This window comes from Pseudomonas sp. TWR1-1-3, from assembly GCF_049896805.1.
GTDB classification, from domain to species: domain Bacteria; phylum Pseudomonadota; class Gammaproteobacteria; order Pseudomonadales; family Pseudomonadaceae; genus Aquipseudomonas; species Aquipseudomonas bubulae.
In genome coordinates, this window is the sequence record NZ_JAFCUZ010000005.1 from 475,140 (window position 1) to 499,750 (window position 24,611).

26 protein-coding genes and 1 other RNA gene are annotated in these 24,611 nt (G+C 59.2%); 16 read left to right on the forward strand and 11 right to left on the reverse strand.

Annotated elements, in window-relative coordinates; translation table 11 throughout:
• Nucleotides 1-67 precede the first annotated feature (67 nt).
• The gene (gene lysM, locus ACP7BE_RS20565; protein WP_095000736.1) at nt 68-508 is read right to left on the reverse strand and encodes a peptidoglycan-binding protein LysM; all 441 of its coding nucleotides are present in this window, start codon (nt 506-508) and stop codon (nt 68-70) included.
• Between the two features lie 103 nt (nt 509-611).
• Here lysM and ACP7BE_RS20570 point away from each other — a divergent pair, with 103 nt between their 5' ends.
• From ACP7BE_RS20570 to ACP7BE_RS20590, 5 genes are all read left to right on the forward strand, one after another.
• Nucleotides 612-1,499 (forward strand): LysR family transcriptional regulator, encoded by an 888-nt coding sequence (locus ACP7BE_RS20570; protein WP_426107061.1) that lies wholly within the window; start codon nt 612-614, stop codon nt 1,497-1,499.
• Between the two features lie 94 nt (nt 1,500-1,593).
• Complete coding sequence (fdhD, locus tag ACP7BE_RS20575) at nt 1,594-2,433, forward strand: formate dehydrogenase accessory sulfurtransferase FdhD (protein ID WP_095027083.1); 840 nt, start codon at nt 1,594-1,596, stop codon at nt 2,431-2,433.
• Complete coding sequence (locus tag ACP7BE_RS20580) at nt 2,430-4,778, forward strand: FdhF/YdeP family oxidoreductase (protein WP_095031419.1); 2,349 nt, start codon at nt 2,430-2,432, stop codon at nt 4,776-4,778. The genes fdhD and ACP7BE_RS20580 overlap by 4 nt, the downstream gene beginning before the upstream one ends.
• A gap of 326 nt (nt 4,779-5,104) precedes the next feature.
• Nucleotides 5,105-5,578 (forward strand): glycine zipper domain-containing protein, encoded by a 474-nt coding sequence (locus ACP7BE_RS20585; RefSeq protein WP_095000732.1) that lies wholly within the window; start codon nt 5,105-5,107, stop codon nt 5,576-5,578.
• Nucleotides 5,579-5,818: 240 nt separating this feature from the next.
• Nucleotides 5,819-6,742 (forward strand): hypothetical protein, encoded by a 924-nt coding sequence (locus ACP7BE_RS20590; RefSeq protein ID WP_095000731.1) that lies wholly within the window; start codon nt 5,819-5,821, stop codon nt 6,740-6,742.
• A 164-nt stretch (nt 6,743-6,906) separates the two neighbouring features.
• Here ACP7BE_RS20590 and ACP7BE_RS20595 read toward each other — a convergent pair whose 3' ends face one another.
• Nucleotides 6,907-7,371, reverse strand: coding sequence for an Lrp/AsnC family transcriptional regulator (locus tag ACP7BE_RS20595; RefSeq protein ID WP_095000730.1), 465 nt, complete (start codon nt 7,369-7,371; stop codon nt 6,907-6,909).
• A 127-nt stretch (nt 7,372-7,498) separates the two neighbouring features.
• Between ACP7BE_RS20595 and ACP7BE_RS20600 the strand changes: the two genes are divergently transcribed.
• From ACP7BE_RS20600 to ACP7BE_RS20625, 6 genes are all read left to right on the forward strand, one after another.
• Nucleotides 7,499-7,834 (forward strand): hypothetical protein, encoded by a 336-nt coding sequence (locus ACP7BE_RS20600; protein WP_095000729.1) that lies wholly within the window; start codon nt 7,499-7,501, stop codon nt 7,832-7,834.
• Nucleotides 7,835-7,940: 106 nt separating this feature from the next.
• The gene (locus tag ACP7BE_RS20605) at nt 7,941-9,710 is read left to right on the forward strand and encodes a GspE/PulE family protein (RefSeq protein WP_153379229.1); all 1,770 of its coding nucleotides are present in this window, start codon (nt 7,941-7,943) and stop codon (nt 9,708-9,710) included.
• Nucleotides 9,711-9,805: 95 nt separating this feature from the next.
• The gene (locus ACP7BE_RS20610) at nt 9,806-10,726 is read left to right on the forward strand and encodes an SPFH domain-containing protein (RefSeq protein WP_095000727.1); all 921 of its coding nucleotides are present in this window, start codon (nt 9,806-9,808) and stop codon (nt 10,724-10,726) included.
• A 3-nt stretch (nt 10,727-10,729) separates the two neighbouring features.
• A complete protein-coding gene (locus ACP7BE_RS20615) occupies nt 10,730-11,179 on the forward strand; it encodes an NfeD family protein (RefSeq protein WP_095017786.1) in 450 nt (149 codons plus the stop codon).
• Nucleotides 11,180-11,245: 66 nt separating this feature from the next.
• Entirely contained in the window at nt 11,246-11,560 is a 315-nt protein-coding gene (locus ACP7BE_RS20620; protein ID WP_095000725.1) for a DUF2388 domain-containing protein, read from the forward strand.
• Between the two features lie 271 nt (nt 11,561-11,831).
• A complete protein-coding gene (locus tag ACP7BE_RS20625; RefSeq protein ID WP_095017787.1) occupies nt 11,832-12,974 on the forward strand; it encodes a DegT/DnrJ/EryC1/StrS family aminotransferase in 1,143 nt (380 codons plus the stop codon).
• Between the two features lie 78 nt (nt 12,975-13,052).
• Here the strand turns inward: ACP7BE_RS20625 and gcvH are convergent, their stop codons facing one another.
• The 8 genes from gcvH to ACP7BE_RS20665 form a co-directional block, all read right to left on the reverse strand.
• On the reverse strand, nt 13,053-13,436 hold the full coding sequence (gene gcvH, locus ACP7BE_RS20630) for a glycine cleavage system protein GcvH (protein ID WP_095000723.1): 384 nt from the start codon (nt 13,434-13,436) through the stop codon (nt 13,053-13,055).
• Between the two features lie 62 nt (nt 13,437-13,498).
• A complete protein-coding gene (gene gcvT, locus ACP7BE_RS20635; protein WP_095000722.1) occupies nt 13,499-14,581 on the reverse strand; it encodes a glycine cleavage system aminomethyltransferase GcvT in 1,083 nt (360 codons plus the stop codon).
• 153 nt (nt 14,582-14,734) lie between these two features.
• Nucleotides 14,735-16,351, reverse strand: coding sequence for an ABC transporter permease (locus ACP7BE_RS20640; protein ID WP_095000721.1), 1,617 nt, complete (start codon nt 16,349-16,351; stop codon nt 14,735-14,737).
• Nucleotides 16,352-16,497: 146 nt separating this feature from the next.
• Nucleotides 16,498-17,499 (reverse strand): extracellular solute-binding protein, encoded by a 1,002-nt coding sequence (locus ACP7BE_RS20645; protein WP_095024220.1) that lies wholly within the window; start codon nt 17,497-17,499, stop codon nt 16,498-16,500.
• A 94-nt stretch (nt 17,500-17,593) separates the two neighbouring features.
• Entirely contained in the window at nt 17,594-18,811 is a 1,218-nt protein-coding gene (locus tag ACP7BE_RS20650; RefSeq protein WP_176464258.1) for a 2-octaprenyl-3-methyl-6-methoxy-1,4-benzoquinol hydroxylase, read from the reverse strand.
• An 86-nt stretch (nt 18,812-18,897) separates the two neighbouring features.
• Nucleotides 18,898-20,085, reverse strand: a complete 1,188-nt coding sequence (gene ubiH / locus ACP7BE_RS20655; RefSeq protein WP_095017789.1) for a 2-octaprenyl-6-methoxyphenyl hydroxylase — start codon at nt 20,083-20,085, stop codon at nt 18,898-18,900.
• Entirely contained in the window at nt 20,082-21,404 is a 1,323-nt protein-coding gene (gene pepP, locus ACP7BE_RS20660; protein WP_095000717.1) for a Xaa-Pro aminopeptidase, read from the reverse strand. Before pepP ends, ubiH begins: the two co-directional genes overlap by 4 nt.
• A gap of 29 nt (nt 21,405-21,433) precedes the next feature.
• Nucleotides 21,434-21,991, reverse strand: coding sequence for a YecA family protein (locus ACP7BE_RS20665; protein WP_095017790.1), 558 nt, complete (start codon nt 21,989-21,991; stop codon nt 21,434-21,436).
• 134 nt (nt 21,992-22,125) lie between these two features.
• Here ACP7BE_RS20665 and ACP7BE_RS20670 point away from each other — a divergent pair, with 134 nt between their 5' ends.
• The 4 genes from ACP7BE_RS20670 (at nt 22,126) to ACP7BE_RS20685 (ending at nt 23,549) form a co-directional block, all read left to right on the forward strand.
• Entirely contained in the window at nt 22,126-22,335 is a 210-nt protein-coding gene (locus tag ACP7BE_RS20670; protein WP_095000715.1) for a TIGR02449 family protein, read from the forward strand.
• Entirely contained in the window at nt 22,332-22,649 is a 318-nt protein-coding gene (locus tag ACP7BE_RS20675; RefSeq protein ID WP_095000714.1) for a cell division protein ZapA, read from the forward strand. Before ACP7BE_RS20670 ends, ACP7BE_RS20675 begins: the two co-directional genes overlap by 4 nt.
• 31 nt (nt 22,650-22,680) lie before the next feature.
• A non-coding RNA gene (gene ssrS, locus ACP7BE_RS20680) (6S RNA) lies at nt 22,681-22,858 on the forward strand.
• An 85-nt stretch (nt 22,859-22,943) separates the two neighbouring features.
• A complete protein-coding gene (locus tag ACP7BE_RS20685; protein ID WP_095024222.1) occupies nt 22,944-23,549 on the forward strand; it encodes a 5-formyltetrahydrofolate cyclo-ligase in 606 nt (201 codons plus the stop codon).
• Nucleotides 23,550-23,592: 43 nt separating this feature from the next.
• On the opposite strand, the gene ACP7BE_RS20690 is transcribed toward ACP7BE_RS20685, so the two are convergent.
• Complete coding sequence (locus ACP7BE_RS20690) at nt 23,593-23,742, reverse strand: hypothetical protein (protein WP_095000712.1); 150 nt, start codon at nt 23,740-23,742, stop codon at nt 23,593-23,595.
• 196 nt (nt 23,743-23,938) lie between these two features.
• Between ACP7BE_RS20690 and ACP7BE_RS20695 the strand changes: the two genes are divergently transcribed.
• Nucleotides 23,939-24,388 carry an EVE domain-containing protein gene (locus ACP7BE_RS20695; protein ID WP_095000711.1) on the forward strand — a complete coding sequence of 150 codons (450 nt, stop codon included), beginning with the start codon at nt 23,939-23,941 and terminating at the stop codon, nt 24,386-24,388.
• Nucleotides 24,389-24,611: the final 223 nt, after the last annotated feature.

Genomic DNA, 24,611 nt, shown 5'->3' on the forward strand with positions numbered 1-24,611 from the left:
CCGTGGGAGCGAGCCTGCTCGCGAAGTGCATTCGCGAGCAGGCTCGCTCCCACAGGGTAAAAACGGTTTACTCAGGAATACGCAGCGTCTGGCCCGGATAGATTTTGTTCGGGTCCTTGAGCAGCGGTTTGTTGGCTTCGAAAATCTTGTTGTACAGATTGGCGTTGCCGTACACCTGCAGCGAAATTGCGCTCAGGGTGTCGCCCTTTTTCACCACGACAAAACGCGAAGCCACAACAGCCGGGCCGGTCACGGTGATCTTGTCTTCAACACTGGCCACGCCTGCGATATTACCCGCCGCCAGGATGATTTTTTCTTTCTCTTCCTGGGTGGCCACTTCACCGCTGACTGTCACTTTGTCGCCTTCCACGGTAGCGGTGATGTTCGGATTGCCCAAGCCCACTTCCTGTACGTGCTTCTTGAGCTCCTCGCCCGCATTGGCGTTGCCCGGTGTCAGCAGGTCGATCAATTTTTCGCCGGCTTCTTTCACAAAGCTGAAAATACTCATACATCACGCTCCTAGGTTGGAAGATCCAGACTCAAGAGCGTAGACCATCTACGCCATGTGCAAGCGCGCTAGAATCGCCCGCTGAATTGCACCCGGAGCGACGATGGACATCAAACAGCTGAAATTCCTCATTGCCCTCGACGAAACCCGACATTTCGGTCAGGCCGCCGCGCGTTGCCATATCACGCAGCCCACCCTGTCCATGCGTTTGCGCAGCCTTGAACAGGAACTGGACTTGCAACTGGTCAATCGCGGACAGCGCTTCGAAAGCTTTACCGCACCTGGCGAGCGGGTGCTGGCCTGGGCCCGTACCGTGTTGGCCGCCTACGACGGTTTGCAGGCCGAAGCCGCTGCCTGTCGCGGTAACCTGATCGGTACTCTGCGCCTGGGAGTGGTGCCGCTGTCGAGTTTTGACCCCCTGCCGCTGTTGCAGCGTCTGCATCAGGAACATCCCGATCTGCGCTTCGAATTGTCAGCACTGAGCTCGGAACAAATCCTTGAGCAACTGGCCAGCAACCGGCTGGACGTGGGTGTCTCCTATCTTGAACGCCTTGACCAGGAACGTTTTGACTCCCTGGCCCTGGGCGAAACCCGCATGGGCCTGCTATACGACCAGCGGTATTTCAACTTCGGTGACCAGCCGCTTAGCTGGGAGGCGCTGACCAGCTTGCCGCTGGGCCTGCTCAGCAGCGGCATGCACTTTCGCCAGTCCATCGACCACAACTTCCACAGCCGGGGCCTTACGCCACAACCCCTGTTGCAAACCGATGCCGTTCATCAACTGTTACAAGCTGTCCACGGCGGGCTTTGTTGCGCGGTGATGCCCCTTGAGGGTGGGCTGGAAGCCCTGACCGACCACCTGCGCCTGCACCCCATAGAAGATGCACGCACCTTGGCCCGCCTGGGTTTGATCATGCGTCGTGAGGCACCGCGCTCAGCGCTGGCCGAAGCCTGTTTCGCGCTTTATCAGAAATCACCAAGCACTTCTTGATCGACGCCATCTATCAATAGATCAGCACTAGCGATTAGACGCGACACTGTGTCGCGCCTAGGCTTAGAGCTCAATTGATTGTCGGTACTGCCTTATGAACGCCAAGCGCCCTCTGTGCGCGGCGCCTGCTTCTGTCACGCCCGCGCCTGCTGCCAGCCAGAGCTATGACTACGTCAACCTGGACCACAGTGGTGGTGCGCAAACTGCACTGGCCGAAGAGGTCGCCCTGGCGATTGCCTATAACGGCATCAGTCAGGCCGTGATGCTGGTCACACCCACTGACCTTGAGGACTTTATCGTCGGCTTCAGCCTGGGCAGCGGCATCATTCAAGACGCCAGCGAAATCTACGACCTCAAACTGACCGGTGCAGGGTCTGCCCAATACGCTCAGGTCGAAATCGCCAGCCGGGCGTTCTGGAACCTCAAGCAGCAACGCCGCCAACTGGCCGGCACCAGTGGGTGCGGACTGTGTGGGGTGGAAGCGGTGGAACAGGCCTTGCCCGATCTCCAGGTATTGCCCGGCGCGCCTTTGCCACCGGCGCAGTGGCTGGAAGGCTTGCGCCAGCGCATCAGCGACTTTCAACCCTTGGGCCAGCACTGCGGCGCCGTACACGCTGCAGTCTATATGGACGGCCAGGGCCAACTGCTGCTGGGTCGTGAAGACATCGGCCGGCACAACGCCCTCGATAAATTGATCGGTGCTCTGGTACGCCAGCAAATCGATCTGACGGGTGGCGCAGCAATCGTCACCAGCCGTTGCAGCCTGGAACTGATTCAAAAAGTGCTGCGCGCCGGCATCCAGACCCTGATCAGCCTGTCCTCGCCCACGGGCCTGGCGCTGCAATGGGCGCGGCGGCACAACCTCAACCTTATTCATCTGCCACAAAAAAGCGCGCCCAGGGTCTACAGCCCCGCGCAGGAGAAACAACCGTGAGCACACACCATCAAGCCGACAAAACCCCGACTCCCCGCTACAAGCCCTACAAAGGCCCGGCCGGTGGCTGGGGCGCGCTGATCAGTGTGGCGCAAGCCTGGTTGACCAGCGACAACGCACTGAAAAACCTGCGCATGATGCTCAAAACCAACCAGAACGGCGGCTTCGACTGCCCGGGCTGCGCCTGGGGTGATTCGCCGGAAAGCGGCCTGGTCAAGTTTTGCGAGAACGGCGCCAAGGCAGTGAACTGGGAAGCTACCAAGCGCCGGGTCGATGCGGCGTTTTTCGCCAAGCACAGCGTCAGCGCGCTGCTGGAGCAAAGTGATTACTGGCTCGAATATCAGGGCCGCCTGACCGAGCCCATGAGCTATGACCCGGAAACCGACCGCTACGTCCCCATCAGCTGGGATGCCGCCTTCGCCTTGATCGCCAGGCACTTGCTCAACCTGGCCAGCCCCAACGAAGCCGAGTTCTACACCTCAGGCCGGGCCAGCAACGAAGCGGCGTATTTGTACCAACTGTTTGTGCGCGCGTTTGGCACCAACAACTTCCCGGATTGCTCGAACATGTGCCACGAGGCCAGCGGCGTGGCCCTGGCGCAAAGCATCGGCGTGGGTAAAGGCACCGTGACCTTTGATGATTTCGAGCACGCGGATGCGATTTTCGTATTGGGGCAAAACCCCGGCACCAACCACCCGCGCATGCTCGAACCACTGCGCGAGGCGGTCAAGCGCGGCGCCCAGGTAGTGTGCGTCAACCCGCTCAAGGAGCGCGGGCTGGAACGTTTCCAGCACCCGCAGCATCCGTTGGAAATGCTCACCAACGGCGACCGTCCGACCAACACGGCCTACCTGCGCCCGGCACTGGGCGGCGACATGGCGCTGTTGCGCGGCATGGCCAAGTTCCTCCTGCAGTGGGAGCGCGATGCCCAGGCCGCAGGCGAACCGGCCGTGTTCGATCATGCATTTTTGAATGAGCACACTGCGGGCATTCTCGATTACATCTCCAGCCTCGACGACACCTCGTGGGACCATATCGTGGAGCAATCGGGCCTGACCCTTGTTGATATCGAACGCGCCGCACGCATGTACCTCAAGGGCAAGAACGTAATCATGTGCTGGGCGATGGGCATCACCCAGCATCGTCATTCGGTGCAGACCATCCAGGAAATCGCCAACCTGATGCTGTTGCGCGGCAATATAGGCCGCCCCGGCGCCGGCCTGTGCCCGGTACGCGGCCACAGCAACGTACAGGGCGACCGCACGATGGGCATCAACGAACGTCCGCCGGTGGCCTTCCTCGATTCGTTGGAGCGTCGCTTCCAGTTCAAGGTGCCCCGTGAAAACGGCCACAACGTGGTTGAAGCCATCCACGCCATGCTTGAAGGCCGAGCCAAGGTGTTTATCGGCCTGGGCGGCAACTTCGCCCAGGCCACTCCGGACAGCCCGCGCACCGCACAGGCCCTGCGCAATTGCGCCCTGACTGTACAGATCAGCACCAAGCTCAACCGCAGCCACCTGATGCACGGCAAACAAGCGCTGATCCTGCCATGCCTGGGCCGTACCGATATCGACATTCAGGCAGAAGGCCCGCAAGCGGTGACCGTGGAAGACTCGTTCAGCATGGTCCACGCCTCCAATGGCCAGTTGCAGCCACTGTCCAGGCAGATGCGCTCGGAGCCCGCAATCATTGCCGGCATTGCTGCGGCCACACTGGGCACCCACCCGATTGACTGGAACTGGGTCGTCGCTGACTACCGACGCATTCGCGACTTGATTGCCGACACCATTCCCGGTTTCAAGGACTTCAACACGCGCATCGAACACCCCGGCGGCTTCTATTTGGGCAACTCGGCCGGTGCGCGACAGTGGAACACGCCGTCCGGGCGCGCCAACTTCCGCCCCAACGCACTGCCTCAAGACCTGGTAGATGCCCGCACCCGCGCTACAGGCCGGCTGCCCGACCTGATCTTGCAGTCCATGCGCTCTCACGATCAGTACAACACCACTATCTATGGCCTCGATGACCGCTATCGCGGGGTCAAGGGCCAGCGTGATGTGCTGTTCGTCAACGAAGCCGACATCATCCGCCTGGGCTTCAAGCCGGGGCAGAAGGTCGATATCGTTTCGATCTGGGATGACCGGCACGAGCGCAGGGTGAAAAATTTCACCCTGCTGGCGTTTGATATTCCTGCCGGGCAAGCTGCGGCGTACTACCCGGAGGTTAACCCGCTGGTGCCTCTGGAAAGCACGGGCGATGGCAGCCATACGCCTACGTCCAAGTTCGTGGCGATTTGCCTGGAGGCAGCCAGCCCGTCAACGCTGATCATGGCTAAGGCCAGCTGAGCACTTTTTGTTCGTTTGTGGTGGGAGCGGGCTTGCCCGCGATGGCATCTCCGCGGTTTGACCGTCATCCCGCGGTGCCTGAATCGCGGGCAAGCCCGCTCCCACATTCAAGCAGCGCGCCTCTGAACTGCGGCCACAAAAAAGGCCGTTTTCCTACGAAAACGACCTAACCGAACTAGCTAACAGACCCTCGAAAACAGATTAAGTTCCCTAGTAAAAACAACAACTTATAGAGTTGTGTACAACTCGTGCTACTCGTCGGATTTCGATTGTCACCAACCGCTTGCAGCCTCAGGATCGCGCCGTCATCTCTTTGAGGCTCATCCATGAAGCTCACCTCGATTCTCTTGTTGTCCCTTGGCCTGGTCAGTGGCGTAGCCTCGGCCGGTGGCACCACCGAAGCCGGTGTAGGCGGCGCATTAGGCGGGGTTCTTGGCGCCGTTGTTGGCCAACAGCTCGGCGGCTCGACCGGTTCTGCGATTGGTGCAGGTGTGGGTGGTGCGGCAGGTAGTGCCGTAGGTGCCGACAAACGCAGCCGTGGTGAAGCCGCCATTGGCGGCGCACTGGGTGCTGCAGGCGGTAACGTGCTGGGCCGCAGTGTCGGCGGCAGCACAGGCGCACTGGTAGGCTCGGCCGCTGGCGGTGGTGCCGGTGGCGCGCTGGGCAACTATATGGGCAATAAAAGCGACAGCGACGATCGCCGCTATCGTGACCGCGATAACCGTCGCTACTACCGCGACGACCATCGCGGCCGTGGCCACGCGTATGGGCATCGCAAAAACAAGCATCGTCACGACTGATGCGTACAACGGGAGCCGAAAGGCTCCCGTTTTTTTTACCTGCGCCTGCTCCGGGCAAATTGTTTCAATGCATTACGCCCGCCTGTTTTGCCCCTGATCATGCAATCTGCATGCACCGAAAAAACCAACCATTTGCAAGCCATTGAAAGATATGGAATTACCTGCAACACAGGGTTGGCACATCCCCTGCAATTACCTGAATGAACGCTGCACTTCCTACCATTCAGGAGCACAACAACAATGATCGGGACAACTGAACACTATCCCGCAGCCCTGCAAGATTCCTCCGGTCAATCCGGTGTTTCCTGGGCCGCCATCTTTGCCGGCGCCGCCACTGCTGCCGTCCTCTCTCTGCTGCTGCTGATGCTGGGGGCGGGGCTTGGGTTTTCTGCGGTTTCTCCGTGGGCCAATGAAGGGGTGGGCGCCAAAGGCCTGGGTATTACCGCCATCGTCTGGCTGGCCGTTACCCAGATCATTGCTTCCGGCATGGGCGGTTATCTGGCCGGTCGTTTGCGGGTCAAATGGACCAACCTGCATGGCGATGAAGCCTACTTTCGCGACACCGCCCATGGTTTTCTGGCATGGGCCGTGGCCACGCTGGTAACCGCTACCCTGGTTGCAGGCTCGGTCAGCAGCGTGATCGGCAGCGGCGTTCAAGCCGGGGCCAGCGTGGCTTCAGGTGCCGCAACGGCGATCAGCAGTGCAGCCGGCAGTGCCGCAGCCAACAATGGCGACAAAGGTTCGGACTACTTTATCGACAGCCTGTTTCGCGATGACCGCGGCACCGCTGTCAGCGAAGACGCAGCCCATGGCACCGTGGCCCGCATCTTCGCCCACAGCCTGGCCAATGACGGCCAATTGAGCAGTGAAGACCGTACCTACCTGGCCCAAATCATCGCCCAGCGCACCAACCTCAGCCAACCTGAAGCCGAGCAACGGGTTGATCAGGTCTACGCCAAGGCCCATCAGGCTGTTGAAGAAGCCAAGGTAAAAGCCAAGGAAGCCGCTGATACCGCTGCCAAGGTCGCCGCCTGGTCCACCTTGTGGATGTTTATCACACTGCTGATCGGCGCTTTCTTTGCCAGCCTGTGCGCCACCTTTGGCGGCCGTCGCCGGGATGCCGTGACGTATCTGACCCCCACCACCACAACCCCGCTGGTTTAACCCGGGCTATTCGTTGACTGGAGAATAAAATGCGCTCACTTCTGCTGTTTTTCCTCGGTATTCCAATTCCGATCATTATTCTGATTGCGTTGTTTGTTCACTGATAACAGTGCGCAAACCCAGCCGACGGCCTTCCTTGAGAAGGCCGTTTTGTTTTCCGGGATTCAGACCGGCAGGCAGGTGGTGGACTTGATCTCGGACAACGCCACAATCGAATTCACCTCTTGAATGCCCGGCACCATCGACAGTTTCTCAAAGAAAAACCGCTCGTAGGCTTCGATATCAGCCGTCACGATACGCAGCAGAAAATCTACCGCTCCCATCAGCACATAGCATTCCAGCACTTCGGGGAAACCGCGGATCGCGTCAGTAAACTCGGTGAAGTTTGAGCGACCGTGTGCATTGAGTTTGATCTCGGCAAAAATTTGCGTATTGAGGCCGATTTTCTTGCGATCGAGCAAGGTGACCTGGCCACGAATGATGCCCTCGTCCTTCATCTTCTGGATCCGCCGCCAGCAGGGCGATTGCGAAAGCCCCACCTTCTCCGCGATCTGCGCGCTGGACAGCGAAGCGTCCTCTTGCAGCAGCGCCAATATGCGTCGGTCGTAAGCATCCAGCTCGCTTTGCATAAAAATACCCATTAATGAATAAGCTGAGACTTGTTCGAGTCTATTTATCGTCAATTCAAAACATCTTAGATAAAAAAATTCTCCCGCGACGTGTAAATATTTCTCCAGTCTGAACAGGAGCCATTGCATGCCGCATCTTGAAGTCATTACCCACGCCCCTCGCCCCGACGTATGGGCCAGCAATGCAGCCCCTTGCCAGGTGCTTTTCCGTATCCAGGCCGAAGCCGATGCCGACGTGCTGTGCCGGGTGCTCAATCTGTTTGCCCTGCAGCAACTGATCCCGCAGCAAGTGGATGTGGTACGTGACGGGGACACCTTGAGCATTGACATCCGCAGTCACGAACAGAGCTGGCACCGTGCCCGGATCATCGGCGAAAAACTGCGCAGCCTGATCAGCGTCTTCGACATGCAGCTGCAACCCGTGCAGGCCGCCAAGGACCCGGCAATGCAAGCTTGCGGGTAATAGTTCGCAACCATTGGTGGCAGGCGGGCCAACACGGCGCAACTAGGCTTTATCAGGTACATGGCCAGACAAGGACCTGTCTGCGCCGATGCCTCAAGGAGCCGTTATGCGCATCACCCCGTCCCATGACCGGTGGCTGAACCTCAACAATCTGTTATCCGCGCTGTTGGCGCAAAACCGTATCCAGCAAAGCTGCGCCACGCAGGCAATGGTACGCAGTCGCGAAGCGTCCAGTGCCACCCTCCACCCCCTGGTATTTCTTGCGCAGCAACAATTCTGCGATCCCGATCGGGGAGGCAGGATTCTCGATCTTGAAACCCTCACTGCCTGGCTCGCCAACCATGCAGGGCAACCCTACCTGCGCCTTGATCCGCTCAAGGTCGATGTCGCCACCGTGACCGGAGCAATGTCCTTTGCCTTCGCCCAGCGGCATGGAATCATCGCGGTGGCGGCCGATGCCTCAGCCATCACAGTTGCCAACACCCAGCCCTGGGTCAGCAGTTGGGAGGCCGATTTGCGCCAGTCGCTCAAGCGCCCTATCAGACGTGTCATTGCCAACCCCCTGGAAATCCAGCGCCTCAACGTAGAGTTTTTCCAGCTGGCCAAATCGGTCACTGGGGCTGTACTCAACGATCAGAAGACCAGCCCGCCGGCCAATTTCGAACAACTGCTGACCTTGGGCGCAGGCGAGCGGGAACCGGATGCCAACGATGCTCACATCGTCAATATCGTCGACTGGCTGTTTCAGTACGCCTTTGAACAACGCGCCAGCGATGTCCACCTGGAGCCCCGCCGTGAGCAGGGTTGCGTGCGCTTTCGGATCGACGGCGTGCTGCATGATGTTTACCACTTCCCGCCACAGGTAACGATGGCCGTTGTCAGTCGCCTCAAGAGCCTGGGCCGGATGAATGTTGCCGAAAAACGCAAACCCCAGGACGGCCGGATAAAAACCCGCCTGCCCCAGGGCGCTGAAGTGGAACTGAGGCTCGCCACCCTGCCCACCGCCTTTGGCGAAAAAATGGTGATGCGTATTTTTGACCCGCAGGTCCTGCTCAAAGATTTCGACCAGTTGGGCCTCTCCCCGAACGACTTGCAACGCTGGCAGCACATGACCACCCGGCCCAACGGCATTATTTTGATTACCGGCCCCACCGGCTCGGGCAAAACCAGCACCCTGTATGCAACGCTCAAGCAACTGGCCACCCCCAAAATCAACCTGTGCACCCTCGAAGACCCCATCGAAATGATCGAGCCGGCGTTCAATCAAATGCAGGTTCAGACCAACATTGACCTGACCTTCGCCAACGGTGTGCGGGCGCTGCTGCGCCAGGACCCGGATATCATCATGCTCGGTGAGATACGTGATCTGGAAACCGCCGAAGTGGCTGTTCAGGCTGCACTCACCGGGCATCTGGTGCTCTCGACCCTGCATACCAACGACGCTCCCGGCGCCATCAGCCGCCTGCAAGAACTCGGGGTTGCCCCCTATCTGATAAAGGCCACATTGCTGGGTGTCATGGCCCAGCGACTGGTCAGAACCTTGTGCCCGGAGTGCAAGACCGAACATCCGCCGGCTCCCGACGAATGGCAGGATTTTGCCCCGGCCTGGGCCGGGGCAGCACCGGACACAATCTGCCGGGCCGTTGGTTGTGCGCAGTGCCGCGAAACCGGTTACACCGGGAGGGTCGGTGTTTACGAAGTCATGGTCATAAGCGAAAAACTCAGGGGGCTGATTGGCCGCGAAGCCGACCTCAACGCCATTCGTCGCCAGGCGGGTGCACAAGGAATGCTCAGCCTCAGGCTTGCCGCGGCCCTAAAAGTTGCAGACGGGGTGACCTCACTGCAAGAAGCACTGCGAGTCACCCCGCATGCTTGAGTTGTTTTGACTAAAATCCAGGGAGTTGGACAATTTTCTAGATCGCTACGCTTCACGCTCGTTTGTTTCTTACACCTCAAAAACAAGGAATGGTTATGCAAGTGGGTACTGTGATCCTGTTATTTGTCGCCCTGGCCATTGCCGTGCTCTTTATGGGCTTCAAGGTGGTGCCGCAAGGTTATCAATGGACGGTGGAACGCTTCGGGCGATACACCAATACCCTCAAGCCGGGCCTGAACATCATCATCCCTGTGATGGATCGTATCGGACGCAAGATCAACGTCATGGAAAGCGTGCTGGATATCCCCCCACAAGAAGTGATTACCGCCGATAACGCCACGGTACAAATCGATGCCGTGTGTTTCTTCCAGGTGGTCAACACGGCGCAAGCCGCCTATGAGGTCAACAACCTCGAGCATGCCATTCGCAACCTGCTGCAAACCAACATCCGCACCGTGCTGGGTTCCATGGAGCTGGATGCCATGCTCAGCCAGCGTGACGGCATCAACGAAAAACTGTTGCGCACCGTTGATGAAGCAACGGCACCGTGGGGCATCAAAATCACCCGTATCGAGATCAAGGACATCAGCCCGCCGGCCGACCTGATGGCCGCCATGTCCGGGCAAATGAAAGCCGAACGTATCAAGCGTGCGCAAATTCTTGAAGCTGAAGGGCTAAGGGCCGCAGCAATCCTCACCGCCGAAGGCAAAAAACAGGCACAGATCCTCGAAGCCGAAGGGGGCCGCCAGGCAGCGTTCCTCGAAGCCGAAGCCCGCGAACGCCAGGCCGAAGCCGAAGCCCGCGCCACACAAGTGGTGTCGGAAGCCATTGCCTCAGGCAACGTGCAGGCGATCAACTATTTTGTTGCACAAAAATATATCGATGCGCTGGGCAAACTGGCTTCTGCCAACAACAGCAAGGTCATCCTCATGCCGCTGGAAGCCAGCCAGGTGATCGGCGCCGTGGGAGGCATCAGCGAAATCGTCAAAGCCACCTTTGATACCAGGAAGGCCTGATACATGTGGGAGTTTCTGCAAGACCTGAACTTCTGGGACTGGCTGGCTCTTGGCACGGTGCTGCTGATTCTGGAGGTATTCGGCGCCGGTGGTTATCTGCTGTGGGTGGGCCTTGCCGCCCTGATTGTGGGCGGCTTGACGTTCCTGGCCCCGGAGCTGCCCTGGACACTGCAATTGCCGCTGTTTGGCGTGCTGGCGATCCTCACGGCGGTATTCTGGTGGCGGCGCCAACGTGGCACTGGGGAGAGTGGCGACCAGCCGAACCTGAACCGCCGCGGTCATGAGCTGATCGGCCGTACTTTTATCGTGCAACAGGCGATTGTCGAAGGGCGGGGCAAAATCAAGGTAGGGGACAGCGTATGGATGGCAGTAGGGCCTGACGCTCCGGTGGGAACATCGGTACGCGTAACCGAACAAAACGGAGCCGTGTTGAGCGTAGAAATTGTGCCGTAACGTTACGGAACTCCTGCGCACTATTGGCAATCAAATGCTATAGCTAATCTATCCGGAGTCACCGTCATGCGTCTCAAATATGCTGTTGCCGCTATCGCCTTGCTGTCCCTGCCTGTTGGTTCGGCCATGGCCGACAGCTTCTGGCGTAATGTGCTGTCTTCCGGCGCAACCACCGGGTCCACTTACCTGACCTTCAAAAAAGACCGCAAAGTCATCGCAGCTCAAGATGACGCCGGCAGTTTTGTCGCCAGTAACGGATCAATTCGTGGCCCGTACCTGGAGTCGGCCATGCAACAAGTGCGCGCCGATAACCCGAACCTGAAAGTCAGCGATATGGACCTGGCTAACGCGATTCTGGTTAAAAACGCCACGGCTGAGTAAACACCTCCATCTGTAGATTCTCTGTTGCAGGTCAAGCCTTATTGTGGGAGCGAGCCTGCTCGCGAACGACCTTCGCGAGCAGGCTCGCTCCCACAGTTGCAGTTTTTCTGTAGCAGCTGCCGAAAGCAGCTGCTACGCAATACGGCCCTTGCTCATTCAGCCGCCATACAGAATTTTCACCAGCTGTGAGTGATCCTGCGGGTATGATCTTGAGCGCTATGCTGTTGCTCTTTGGTTACTCAAATTCACTCACATCGGACGTCATGCCTCTATGAGCTCGCTGCCTTTCCTGCCGTTTTCCAAACCCACCATTGATGAAGCCACCATTGCTGCCGTGGGCGACGTGTTGCGCTCGGGCTGGATCACCAGCGGGCCCAAGGTGCAGGCATTCGAAGCACAATTGTCCGAGTATTTTGGCGGGCGCCCGGTGCGCACTTTCAACTCCGGCACTTGCACCATGGAAATCGCTCTGCGCATTGCCGGAATCGGAGCCGGCGATGAAGTCATCACCACGCCTATTTCATGGGTCGCTACTGCCAATGTGATTATCGAAGTCGGTGCCACGCCGGTGTTTGCCGATATCGACCCGGTAACCCGCAATATCGATCTTAACAAGCTCGAAGCAGCCATTACCCCGCGCACCAAGGCCATCATTCCGGTGTACCTGTCGGGCCTGCCAGTGGACATGGACGCGCTCTACGCAATTGCCAAAAAGCATAACCTGCGCGTGGTTGAAGATGCGGCCCAGGCCCTGGGCTCCAGCTGGCAAGGTGAGCGCATTGGCGCACGCGGCGATTTCGTTTCTTTCAGTTTTCAGGCCAACAAGAACATCACCTCATCCGAAGGTGGTTGCCTGGTACTGAACAATGAAGAAGAAGCGCGGCTGGCCGAAAAATACCGCCTGCAAGGCGTTACCCGTACCGGTTTCGACGGCCTGGATGTCGACGTGCTGGGTGGCAAGTTCAATATGACCGACATTGCGGCTGCGATTGGTCTGGGCCAGTTCGCCCATATCGAAACCATCACCGCCCATCGTCGGGCGCTGGCCAAGCATTACTTTGAGTGCTTCGGGTCGGATTTTGAAGCGGAATACGGCGCGCAACTGCCGGTGGCGGATTTCAACAACACCAACTGGCATCTGTTCCAGCTCGTGCTGCCTGAGCGCAAGGATGGTCAACCGGCGCGGGCGACCTTTATGAAAGAAATGCAGGCATTGGGCGTGGGCATCGGTTACCACTACCCGCCAATTCACCTGCTCAGCCTGTACCGCGCGCAGGGCTTTAAAGAAGGGATGTTCCCGGTGGCCGAACGTGTCGGGCGCCTGATCGTATCATTGCCGATGTTTACGGCGATGACCAAGGCCGATGTAGAGCGTTCGGTGGCAGCGGTGAAAGCAGTTCTGCAAAACGCCTGACCTCCCTGTGGGAGCGAGCCTGCTCGCGAAGCTTGTTCGCGAGCAGGCTCGCTCCCACAGTTGAGAATCTTTTGCTCGTTACTCGCCGATGGCAGCCTTGTAGCCGGCAGCGTCCAGCAGTTTTTCCAGCTCGGCGGTGTTGCTTGGCTTGAGCTTGAAAATCCAGCTGGTGTACGGCTCGCTGTTCAGCGACTCAGGGCTGTCAGCCAGCGCTTCATTGACGGCAATCACTTCGCCCGACACCGGCGAGTAGATGTCGGAAGCGGCTTTTACCGACTCCACAACACCCGCGGTATCGCCAGCAGCGAACACTTTGCCAACTTCAGCCAGCTCAACAAACACCACATCCCCCAAGGCTTCCTGAGCGTGATCGCTGATGCCTACGGTTACCGTGCCATCTGCTTCCAGACGGGCCCACTCGTGACTTTCAGCAAAGCGCAACTCGGCAGGGATCAGGCTCATATTCAGTGTCCTCAAGTATAAATGTCAGCGGCATGCACTCTGTGCACGCCCGCCAGTAAACGTTAGATCAAGGCTTTGCCAAGACGAACAAAAGTCGGTTTGACTACGCGAACCGGGTACCACTTGCCACGAATCTCAACCTCGGCACGGTCAGCCGTTGCCATCGGAACTCGCGCCAGAGCGATCGATTTGCTTAGCGTGGGAGAGAAACTACCACTGGTGATCTCTCCTTCGCCAACATTGGCGATGCGAACCACCTGATGGGCGCGCAAAACACCCCGCTCTTCAAGCACCAAACCCACCAGTTTGAGCTGCACGCCACCGGCCTTTTCGGCCTCCAGCGCTTCGCGCCCCACGAACTTGCGTGAAGCAGGCTCCCAGGCAATGGTCCAGGCCATATTGGCGCAAAGGGGGGACACCGACAGGTGGATATCCTGCCCGTAGAGGTTCATGCCGGCTTCCAGGCGCAAGGTGTCGCGGGCGCCAAGGCCGATCGGTGAAATACCGGCGCCGACCAGATCGTTGAAAAAAGCCGGGGCCTGATCGGCCGGGAGCACGATTTCAAGGCCGTCTTCGCCGGTGTAGCCGGTGCGGGCAATAAACCAGTCGCCACAGCTCTGCCCTTCAAAGGGCTTGAGCTGCTGGATCAGTTGGGCACGGGCCTGGCTCACCAGTTCGGCGACCTTATGTCGCGCCTGTGGCCCCTGAATGGCCAGCAGGGCCAACTCTGGACGCTCCTGCAGTTGCACGTCATAGCCCTTAAGCTGAGCCTGCATCCAGGCCAGATCCTGATCGCGGGTGGCGGCGTTGACGATAAGCCGATAACCGCCAGGCATCAGGTAGACGATCATGTCGTCGACCACGCCGCCCTGCTCGTTGAGCATGGCGCTGTACAAGGCGCGACCGGGTGTGTTCAGTCGTTCGACATCGTTGGCCAGCAAATACTGCAACCATTGCTTGGCCTGAAGCCCGGTGATGTCGATCACGGTCATATGCGAGACATCAAAAACCCCACAGTCGCGGCGCACCTCATGGTGCTCCTCAACCTGCGAGCCGTAATGCAAAGGCATATCCCAACCGCCAAAATCGACCATCTTCGCGCCTAGGGCGAGATGCAGGTCATACAGAGGCGTACGCTGTCCCATGGGTTTCTCCTTCCGGGCTTGGCGAAGGTGCGGACAGGCTGCGGAGCATTTCAAGCCAAACAAGCGGCTTTTTTACATCACGCAGAAACCTGGCCTGACAGACAGACCGCACCGAATGCCGCGCATTGTAGCCGCATGCAGGAGGACTGACACCTAACCGATGCGATGGGCCGAGCGTCGAATCAAACCGATGACCGGTAACAAACCGACCAGTACCAGGGTCAAGGCCGGCAGCGAAGCCCGCGCCCACTCACCCTCGCTGGTCATCTCGAAGATGCGTACGGCCAGCGTATCCCAGCCAAACGGGCGCATCAGCAAGGTCGCCGGCATCTCCTTGAGCACATCAACAAACACCAGCAGTGCAGCGCTCAAGGTGCCCGGCAGCAGTAATGGCAGATACACCTTGAAAAACAGTCGCGGGCCACTGACGCCCAAACTGCGGGCGGCTTCAGGCAAAGAGGGACGAATCCGCGCCAGGCTGTTTTCCAGCGGCCCATAGGCCACGGCAATAAATCGCACCAGATACGCCAGCAACAGGGCCGACAGGCTGCCCAGCAGCAACGGTTTGCCCGCACCGCCCAGCCACCCCGAAACAGGGATCACCAGTTCGCGGTCCAGATAACTGAACGCCAGCATGATCGACACCGCCAGCACCGAACCCGGCAAGGCATAGCCCAGGTTCGCCAGGCTGACCCCGGCACGGATAGCCGGGGTTGGCGCCTGGCGTCGGGCAAAGGCCAGCACCAGCGCCACGCTGACGGTAATCAGCGCCGCCATTGCCCCCAGATACAGGGTATGCACGATCAAACCGACATAACGCTCGTCCAGATCAAAGCGCCCGCGCTGCCAGAACCACACCACCAGTTGCAACATCGGGATCACGAATGCACAGGCAAACACCAGCAGACACCAGCCACTGGCCAGCCATGCCTTGGGCCCGCTCAGGTGGTAAAGGGCAGTGACCCGTGGTCGCTCGTTGCTGGCACGGCTGGCCCCCCTGGCGCGGCGCTCGCCGTAGAGCACCAGCATGACCACCAGCAACAGCAAACTGGCCAGTTGTGCTGCCGTCGACAGACTGAAAAAACCGTACCAGGTCTTGTAAATAGCCGTGGTGAAGGTGTCGAAGTTGAACACCGACACAGCACCGAAATCAGCCAGGGTTTCCATCAAGGCCAGCGCTACGCCGGCACCAATTGCCGGGCGCGCCATCGGCAATGCCACGCGCCAGAATGCCTGCCACGGGCTTTGCCCCAGCACCCGTGCCGCTTCCATCAGGCCTTTGCCCTGGGCCAGAAACGCCGTGCGCGCCAGCAGGTAGACATAGGGGTAGAACACCAGAATCAGCACGGTGATCACCCCCCCGGTTGAACGCACCCGAGGCAGCCGCAAGCCCATGCCGAACCACTCGCGCAGCAGGGTCTGTATGGGCCCGGCGAAGTCCAGCAAGCCCACAAACACAAACGCCAGCACATAGGCGGGAATCGCAAACGGCAGCATCAACGCCCAGTCCAGCCAGCGCCTGCCAGGGAACTCACAGAGGCTGGTCAACCAGGCCAGGCTTACGCCCAACAGCGTGACGCCGATGCCCACACCGACGATCAGTGTAAGGGTGTTGCCCAGCAGGCGCGGCATCTGCGTGTCCCACAAGTGGCTCCAGATCTGGGCATCAATGCTTTGCCAGGACAGCAGCAACACGCTCAGCGGCAGCAGCACCAGGGCAGCAATGACAAAAACCAGCGGGTACCAGCGACGTTGGGCAGGATGGGCCACGAAAAACTCTCGGAGGTGGATGGGACGACGTGAAAACAAATGTGGGAGCGGGCTTGCTCGCGATGCAAACACCGCAGTTTCCAATGAAACCCCGGCGATGCTATCGCGAGCAAGCCCGCTCCCACAGGTATTACTTCAGATTTTGATCAGTTCCAGCCAGCACGGTCCATCATGCGGATCGCTTCAGCCTGGCGCTTGCCTGCCACTTCAACCGGCAGTGCATCGGCCTTGAAGCTACCCCAGCTCGCCACTTCCGCCGAAGGTGGAACGCTTGGGTTGGCCGGAAATTCCTGGTTTACGCCAGCGAAAATCGATTGGGCTTCAGGGGTGGTCATCCACTCCACCAATGCCTTGGCCGCTTCAGGATGCGGCGCGTACTTGGTCAGGCCAATACCCGACAAGTTGACGTGAACGCCACGATCCGCCTGGTTGGGCCAGAACAGTTTCACCGCCAGATCGGGCTTCTGCTTGTGCAGGCGACCGTAGTAGTAAGTGTTGACGATGCCCACGTCGCACTGCCCGGCGTTGATGGCTTCGAGCACGGCGATGTCATCCGAGAACACGTCTGTGGACAGGTTGTTGACCCAGCCCTTGAGGATTTCTTCGGTTTTATCGGCGCCATTCACTTCGATCATGGTGGCGGTCAGCGACTGGTTGTAAACCTTCTTGGCAGTGCGCAGACACAAGCGACCTTCCCAGTTCTTGTCGGCCAAAGCCTCATAGGTCGACAGTTCTTCTGGTTTAACCCGGTCCGTCGAATAGGCGATAGTCCGTGCGCGCAGGCTCAGACCAGTCCACTCGTGAGAAGAAGAGCGATATTGCGGCGGGATATTTTTGTCGATCACCTCGGAGGTGAACGGTTGCAGGATGCCCATTTGCTCAGCTTGCCAAAGGTTACCGGCATCCACGGTTAGCAACAGATCGGCTGTGGCGTTTTGCCCCTCGGCCTTGATGCGCTGCATCAGCGGCGCTTCCTTGTCGGTGATGAACTTGACCTTGACCCCGGTTTTCGCGGTGTAGGCATCAAATACCGGTTTGATCAGTTCGTCGATACGCGAGGAGTAAACCACCACCTCATCGGCAGCAGAAACACCGCTCGCAAAAACGGTCAGGGCCAGGGCAGTCAGTAGACGCTTGCGTGCCAACATGAGGGGCGGTCTCTCTTAATGCGAATCGGGCGTAAATGGTAGTGAATCACATTTGCCATCTCAACCTAACTCGCCCCGGAGGAGTTACCAGATGTTACGGCCTGGCCAACGGCGGCAGGTCGCCACTCAGGCCCAGTGCCTGACGCACAAACAAGGCCTTGGCCTCGGGCATTTTATCCACCCATTTCAAACCGGTGTTGCGCAACAGGCGGGCGGTCAGGGAGTCGGCCTGGAACAAGCGTTCAAAGCCCTCCATCGCCGCCATCAGCGCCAGGTTGTGGGGCATGCGCCGCCGCTCGAAACGGCTCAGCACACGCACATCCGCCAAACGTTCGCCACGGTCCACCGCGTGCATCAGCACATCGGCCAGCACTGCTGCATCCAGGAAGCCCAGGTTCACGCCCTGCCCGGCCAGCGGGTGGATGGTGTGCGCCGCATCACCGATCAACGCCAGGCCTTCGGCGACATAGCGTTTGGCATGGCGCTGGCGCAGTGGCACGCATACCCGTGGATCGGCACTCAGCACACTGCCAAGACGACCTTCAAAAGCCAGCTCCAGCTCACGACTGAACGCTGCGTCATCCAGCGTCATCAGGTATTGGGCTTGTTCGGGGGTGGTCGACCATACGATCGAGCACCACTCCTGCTGACCGTCACGCTCGAGCGGCAAGAATGCCAGCGGCCCCTGGTCGGTAAAACGCTGCCAGGCGGTCTGCTGGTGCGGTTCTGCACACCGTACGCTGGTGACGATAGCGTGGTGCTGGTAATCCCACTCACGGGTTTCACAGCCGGTGAGGCGACGTACGGCCGAGTTGGCGCCATCAGCGGCAATCACCAGCGGCGCCCGCAAGGTGCGGCCATCGGCCAGGGTCAGCAGCCAGTCGTCGCCGGAACGGCGCATCTGCTCCAGGCGTGAATTGGCCAGCATTTCAATACAACTGCCCTGCAGGCACTCCAGCAGTGCGTCCTGCACCACACGGTTCTCGACGATATGGCCCAGCACGTCCGCGTGCACGCTGGCTGCCGAAAAGTGGATCTGCCCGGTGCCGCTGCCATCCCACACGTGCATATGCGAGTACGGGCTGGCACGGCGGTGGATGATGCCGTCCCAGGCGCCCAGACGCTGCAAAATGCGCTGGCTGGCCGCCGACAGGGCACTGACCCGAGGCTCGAACGGCGCTTCGCTGGCAAACGGCTTGACGCTCAGCGGGCCACCGTCGAGCAGCAGGATTTTCAGCCCGCTGTCCTTGAGCGCCAGCGCCAGTGCGCTTCCGACCATTCCGGCCCCAACAATCAGCAGATCTGCGCGCATTTCCATGCTTTAAGCCTGTCTCGCTAGCGGCGTACGCCGCACCTGAAAAAATGGATCGATACGGGGCAAGCTCGCCCCGGTCGTCATCAACTGTCTGCGCGGGTGCCCAGGCCCATTGCCTGACGGGCAAACCAGCGCTTGGCCGGTGGCAACAGGTCAAGGCCTAGAAGGCCCAGGTTGCGACCAAAGGACACCAGTGGCTGCTCACTGCCAAACACCCGCGTCACCTTGTCGGAGAAGCCGATGGTCAGTTGCTGGTCGAGTTGCTGCGCCTGTTGATAACTCAGCAGGGTGGCGAAATCCCCGGGTTGCTTGTCACTGCCCAACAAGGCATCGGCCAGCGCCCGGGCATCGCGCAGGGACAGGTTGAAACCCTGTCCGGCAATCGGGTGCAGGCTGTGGGCCGCATTGCCCAGCACCGCCAGATGAGGACGTACCTGCTCCTGCGCTTCAATCAGCGTCAAAGGATACAGGTGCCGCGCCCCCACTTGTTTGAGGGTGCCCAGACGATAGCCAAATACGCCCTGCAACTCGCTGAGAAAGCTGCGCTCATCCAGGGCTGCCAGACGCTGCGCGTCCATCCCCAAACGCGTCCACACCAGCGCGCAGCGGTTGTCAGGCAATGGCAGCAGAGCCATCGGGCCTTCTTCTGTAAAACGTTCGAACGCCATGCCAGCATGGGGCTGGCTCGGCGTGATATTGGCTATCAGCGCGCTCTGGTTGTAGGGCTGCTGACGCACATGGATGCCCAGTTTCTCGCGCAAGCCCGAACGCCCACCATCAGCCAGGACGGCGAGATCGCAGTCCAGCGTGGTTTCGTCGTTGAGGGTCAGGCGATAGCCATCATCCAGCGGTTGCATGTGGATAACTTCAGCCGGGCAACGCCAGCTGATCACGTCCGGGTCCAGGCTTTTCCACAGGCACTGGCCCAGCCAGGCGTTTTCGACCACATACCCCAGCGCCGGAACGCCTTCTTCACTGGCCGACAAGCGAGCCGTCGAGAAGCGCCCGCGATCGGATACATGAATATCCTTGATCGGCTCACCGCGTTCAGCAATAGCCTGCCACAGGCCCAAGTGTTCATAGATCAGCCGGGCACCATAGCTGAGCGCCGAAGAGCGGGCATCGTAGCTTGGCTGATAGGCGTTGCCGGGGGCGAACGGCTCGATCAATACGATTTTCCAGCCACGGGCCCTGGCCCCGGCCTGCAACGCCAGCGCCAGGCTCGCCCCCACCAGACCGCCACCGATGATGGCCAGATTGACGCGGCTCATGCCGCGCCTGCCATCAACGCTTCGATCTCGGCGACAGTTTTTGGCACGTCGCCCGTCAGGATTTCACAGCCATGTTTGGTGACCACTACGTCGTCCTCGATTCGCACGCCGATGCCGCGCCATTTTTTCGCGACATCGAGGTTGCCGGGGCTGATATAGATACCCGGCTCGACGGTCAGGGTCATGCCCGCCTCCAGCACGCGCCACTCACCCTCGACCTTGTATTCCCCCACGTCATGCACATCGAGCCCAAGCCAGTGGCCAGCACGGTGCATGTAAAACGGCTTGTAGGCCTCGCTGGCGATCAGTTCGTCAACGTCACCCTGCAATAGCCCCAACTCCACCAGCCCGGCGGTAATTACCCGGACTGTGGCTTCATGGGCCTGATTCCAGTGTTTATCAGGGGCAATTTCGGTAAATGCCGCCTCTTGTGCAGCCAGAACCAGCTCGTAGATCGCTTTCTGTTCCGCTGAAAAACGGCCGTTGACCGGGAACGTACGGCTTATATCGCTGGCGTAGCAGTCGATCTCGCAGCCAGCATCAATCAACACCAGATCGCCGCTTTTGAGCAGTGCATCATTCTCCTGGTAATGCAGGATGCAGCTGTTATCGCCAGAGGCGACGATCGAGCCGTAGGCTGGCATTTTTGCCCCGCTTTTACGAAATTCGTAATCCAGCTCTGCCTCCAGGCTGTACTCATGCAAACCGGCGCGGCTGGCCTGCATTGCACGCACATGGGCGCGAGCCGAAATTTGCGCCGCATGGCGCATGACCTTGAGCTCTGCCGCCGATTTATACAGGCGCATGTCATGCAGCAGATGATCCAGAGCAACGAATTCGTTGGGCGGCTGGGCACCGAGGCTGGCCTTGGAGCGGATCGCGTTGATCCACTCCATCAGATTGCGATCGAATTCGGGATTGCCGCCCATCGCCGAATACACCCGGCTGCGGCCTTCGATCAGGCCCGGCAGGATGTCGTCGATATCGGTGATCGGGAACGCGTCGTCAGCACCGAAGTCGCGAATTGCGCCTTCCTGCCCGGCCCGCAGGCCGTCCCACAATTCACGCTCGGCGTTGCGCTCGCGACAAAACAGCACGTACTCGCCATGTGCCCGGCCCGGAATCAGGACGATCACGGCCGCAGGCTCGGGAAAGCCGCTCAGGTACTGGAAATTGCTGTCCTGGCGGTAAACATGTTCGACATCGCGATTGCGAATGGCCACCGCCGCAGCGGGCAGGATCGCAATGCTGTTGGGCTCCATCTGCGCCATGAGTGCCTTGCGGCGACGTGCGTATTCCGATTTCGGGATATGGATCATGGGCAGACGGTTTCCCTCTTGTCGATCAATCAGTGCAGCGAAGGCTTGGCTGGCGCGGCGTCAGCAGTTTTTTTGGTTTCGGTGAACAGCAACAGCGGCGCGACGCGCAGGTATTCCATCACTTCCATATAGTCGCTTTCGCCGTCTTCAGACTCTTCCAGGGCATCTTGCACCTGAGCGATGGCGGCCAGGTCGCGCAGCACTTCGTTGGCTTCATCGCTCAGCGAATAGGCGCGGCGGGTCAGACCGAAACCGGACAGGAAACCCTGGCACCACTGGCCCAGGGCAGCAGCGCGCTCGGTCAATGGTGCGTCGTCGGTCGGCAGCAACAGCACGACGGTCATGTCGTCACTGGTCAGCTCGCCCTTGACCATCTCTTGCAATCCGATCAAGGCATTGCGTACGTTGTCTTGTGGCTCACCAGCCAACAGTTCGGCAGCTTCGACCAGCCAGGCGTCGGCATCGAAACCGGCACCGGCACAGCTGCGACCCAGCAGGTGGCCATGCAGTTCGGCAGGCGAGACGGAGTGGCCGTTGGCGGTCAGCAGGGTTACAAAGGCTTGATACGGGGAATTCTGAATAGGCATGGTCAGCTAGGCGCCAAGCGGCGCTATGTCTAGAATGGAGGGCTTGTATCCTAGCATCGGCAGCCGTGCCAGACCATCGAGGCGTCAACTCGTTTGACAGTCACCGCCCATCAGAAAATACACAGTAGGACACAATGGAAGACACCGACCTGCATGCACTGATGGCTAGACTCGAGTTGCTGATTAGCCGAGTCGAGCAACTTAACCGTCAAAACGCACTCTTAACTGCTCAGGAAAAGACTTGGCGCGAGGAACGCGCGCACCTCATTGAAAAAAACGAAATCGCCAGAAACAAGGTGGAATCGATGATTTCGCGCCTCAAAGCCCTGGAGCAAGACTCATGAGTTCAAGCAGTAGCGTCACCGTGCACATCCTCGATAAAGAGTATTCGATCATGTGCCCCCAGGAAGAACGCAGCAACCTGGTGAGCGCCGCCCGCTACCTGGACGGCAAAATGCGCGAAATTCGCAGCAGCGGCAAAGTCATTGGCGCCGACCGTATCGCCGTAATGGCTGCACTGAATATTACCCATGATCTGCTGCACAAGCAGGAAGTCGCCGAAGTTCAGACCAGCAGCACTACCCGAGAACAGGTACGCGACCTGCTCGATCGCGTTGATCTGGTGCTGGCCACTGATCCGAACGAACGCCAAAGCTGATTCAAATCGTTACTTTGGGGTATACTCGCGCCACTCCCTGGAGTATTCGCCAGTTAGCGATGTCCCTGAGCCGATTCGCACTACCCTGGAGCTTGCACGTTGGGCCGGTGTGCATGTCCGCTAGACGGAAAGCCTTAAGGTCTACTGCAACTTCCACCTTGAACTTTCGGGTTCAAGGGCCAAGCCGACAGCGGTACGTCGGGGAGCCTGATTTCCTAGCGCAATGCCAGCCAACTGCTGGCATTGGCTTGCACGAGCCACCACCCGGTGTCTCGATCCTGAACAGCACGCCATATGAACGAACCTGCGCCGCCTTCCCGCCCGCAACTTCGCCGAATCCTGCGCAAAGCCCGCCGCGACCTGTCGCCCTGCGAGCAACGCCAGGCAGCCCGTGGCCTGTACCGGCAACTGGCGCAACACCCGCTGTTTCGCCGCGCCAAACACATTTCGCTGTACCTGCCCACTGACGGTGAAATCGATCCGCGCCTGCTCCTGCGCGAAGCTCAGCGTCGGGGCAAAATCACCTACCTGCCGGTTCTCAGTGCCTGGCCGAAAACTAAAATGGTCTTTCAGCGGGTCGCCCCCGGCGAAAAGCTGATCCCCAACCGTTTCCGCATTCTTGAACCCCGTATCAACCGCGCACGCCAACGCAAGGTCTGGGCGCTGGACCTGGTGCTGCTACCACTGGTGGGGTTTGATGCGAAGGGGGGACGGCTGGGCATGGGCGGCGGTTTTTATGACCGCAGCCTGGCCTATCAGGCAAGACGCCAAAGCTGGCGCAAGCCGACACTGTTGGGGCTGGCCCACGAATGTCAGAAAGTGGCGTGCCTGGACCAGGCCAGTTGGGATGTCCCTTTGCAGGGCACGGTCTCGGACAGGCAGTGGTACGTCGCCCACTGACAATCAAGGCATCACTGACAAAGCGATGCCCAGGAATCAGTTTTTAGCGTTTGAAGGGTTGTACTTGCTGTTGCGCCAGCTCAATCGGCGCGTCTGTCGAGTTTGACCAGAGACTTTGCGCGTAGCCTGTTGTAACCACACCCAAACCGAACAAAATAACCAGCATCCACAGTAAATCCGGTTTGCGTTTCATCGATTGCCCTCCTTCAGGCAAATCAACACGATGACAGCAACGGTTTTTGTTATAGGCCGTGCAGCAGCGTCAAGCTTAAAAGGCGGGCATTTTGCGGCAACACGCACACGCAAGCAAACGCTGACGTCAACCGACTGTCGGTTTAGCAAAATGTTGCCGGACAAAATAATCACAGCATGTTTCTGGAGTATAGAAGATGGCTTATTGGCTGATGAAATCCGAGCCTGACGAATTTTCGATCAAGGATTTGCAAAAGCTCGGCGAAGCTCGCTGGGACGGTGTGCGCAACTATCAGGCGCGCAATTTCATGCGAGCCATGGCGGTGGGTGATCTGTTCTTTTTCTACCACTCCAGTTGCCCCGAGCCAGGGATTGCCGGAGTAGGCCGAATTGTCCAGGCCGCTTATCCGGACCCGACGGCCCTGGACCCTGAAAGTCATTACTTCGACCCCAAGGCCAGCGTCGAGAAAAACCCGTGGAGCGCACTGCAGGTCGCCCATGAGCAGACCTTTCCCCGGGTGATCAAACTCGACTACCTCAAACAGCAAAGCGCCCTGGCCGAAATGCCGCTGGTGCAAAAAGGCAGCCGCCTCTCGGTGATGCCCGTAACGGGTGAGCAATGGGCTGTGGTGATGGGGTTGCTGTAAAGCGAATCGCTGTGGGAGAGGGCTTAGTGTGGGAGCGGGCTTGCTCTCGATTCAGACGGTGTGGTTTATCAGGTGATCCGCAGCGATCCCATCGCGAGCAAGCCCGCTCCTACAACACTCCGGCTCTGCACCTGACAAGCAGCATCCGATTTTAGCGTCTACGCTCTGGACTTCCTTTGACTGGCATCAAGTCGCAATCGGCTTGAAACCGTCAAACTAGAGC

Coding starts and splice junctions, on each gene's coding strand:
- ACP7BE_RS20610 (WP_095000727.1), top strand. CDS start 9,806: ATGCAAGTGGGTACTGTGATCCTGTTATTTGTCGCCCTGGCCATTGCC.
- ACP7BE_RS20695 (WP_095000711.1), top strand. CDS start 23,939: ATGGCTTATTGGCTGATGAAATCCGAGCCTGACGAATTTTCGATCAAG.
- ACP7BE_RS20570 (WP_426107061.1), top strand. CDS start 612: ATGGACATCAAACAGCTGAAATTCCTCATTGCCCTCGACGAAACCCGA.
- gcvT (WP_095000722.1), bottom strand. CDS start 14,581: ATGGGACAGCGTACGCCTCTGTATGACCTGCATCTCGCCCTAGGCGCG.
- ACP7BE_RS20645 (WP_095024220.1), bottom strand. CDS start 17,499: ATGTTGGCACGCAAGCGTCTACTGACTGCCCTGGCCCTGACCGTTTTT.
- ACP7BE_RS20685 (WP_095024222.1), top strand. CDS start 22,944: ATGAACGAACCTGCGCCGCCTTCCCGCCCGCAACTTCGCCGAATCCTG.
- ACP7BE_RS20650 (WP_176464258.1), bottom strand. CDS start 18,811: ATGCGCGCAGATCTGCTGATTGTTGGGGCCGGAATGGTCGGAAGCGCA.
- ACP7BE_RS20620 (WP_095000725.1), top strand. CDS start 11,246: ATGCGTCTCAAATATGCTGTTGCCGCTATCGCCTTGCTGTCCCTGCCT.
- fdhD (WP_095027083.1), top strand. CDS start 1,594: ATGAACGCCAAGCGCCCTCTGTGCGCGGCGCCTGCTTCTGTCACGCCC.
- ACP7BE_RS20625 (WP_095017787.1), top strand. CDS start 11,832: ATGAGCTCGCTGCCTTTCCTGCCGTTTTCCAAACCCACCATTGATGAA.
- ACP7BE_RS20615 (WP_095017786.1), top strand. CDS start 10,730: ATGTGGGAGTTTCTGCAAGACCTGAACTTCTGGGACTGGCTGGCTCTT.
- lysM (WP_095000736.1), bottom strand. CDS start 508: ATGAGTATTTTCAGCTTTGTGAAAGAAGCCGGCGAAAAATTGATCGAC.
- pepP (WP_095000717.1), bottom strand. CDS start 21,404: ATGATCCATATCCCGAAATCGGAATACGCACGTCGCCGCAAGGCACTC.
- ACP7BE_RS20605 (WP_153379229.1), top strand. CDS start 7,941: ATGCGCATCACCCCGTCCCATGACCGGTGGCTGAACCTCAACAATCTG.
- ACP7BE_RS20590 (WP_095000731.1), top strand. CDS start 5,819: ATGATCGGGACAACTGAACACTATCCCGCAGCCCTGCAAGATTCCTCC.
- ACP7BE_RS20600 (WP_095000729.1), top strand. CDS start 7,499: ATGCCGCATCTTGAAGTCATTACCCACGCCCCTCGCCCCGACGTATGG.
- ubiH (WP_095017789.1), bottom strand. CDS start 20,085: ATGAGCCGCGTCAATCTGGCCATCATCGGTGGCGGTCTGGTGGGGGCG.
- ACP7BE_RS20670 (WP_095000715.1), top strand. CDS start 22,126: ATGGAAGACACCGACCTGCATGCACTGATGGCTAGACTCGAGTTGCTG.
- ACP7BE_RS20690 (WP_095000712.1), bottom strand. CDS start 23,742: ATGAAACGCAAACCGGATTTACTGTGGATGCTGGTTATTTTGTTCGGT.
- ACP7BE_RS20675 (WP_095000714.1), top strand. CDS start 22,332: ATGAGTTCAAGCAGTAGCGTCACCGTGCACATCCTCGATAAAGAGTAT.
- ACP7BE_RS20585 (WP_095000732.1), top strand. CDS start 5,105: ATGAAGCTCACCTCGATTCTCTTGTTGTCCCTTGGCCTGGTCAGTGGC.
- ACP7BE_RS20595 (WP_095000730.1), bottom strand. CDS start 7,371: ATGCAAAGCGAGCTGGATGCTTACGACCGACGCATATTGGCGCTGCTG.
- gcvH (WP_095000723.1), bottom strand. CDS start 13,436: ATGAGCCTGATCCCTGCCGAGTTGCGCTTTGCTGAAAGTCACGAGTGG.
- ACP7BE_RS20665 (WP_095017790.1), bottom strand. CDS start 21,991: ATGCCTATTCAGAATTCCCCGTATCAAGCCTTTGTAACCCTGCTGACC.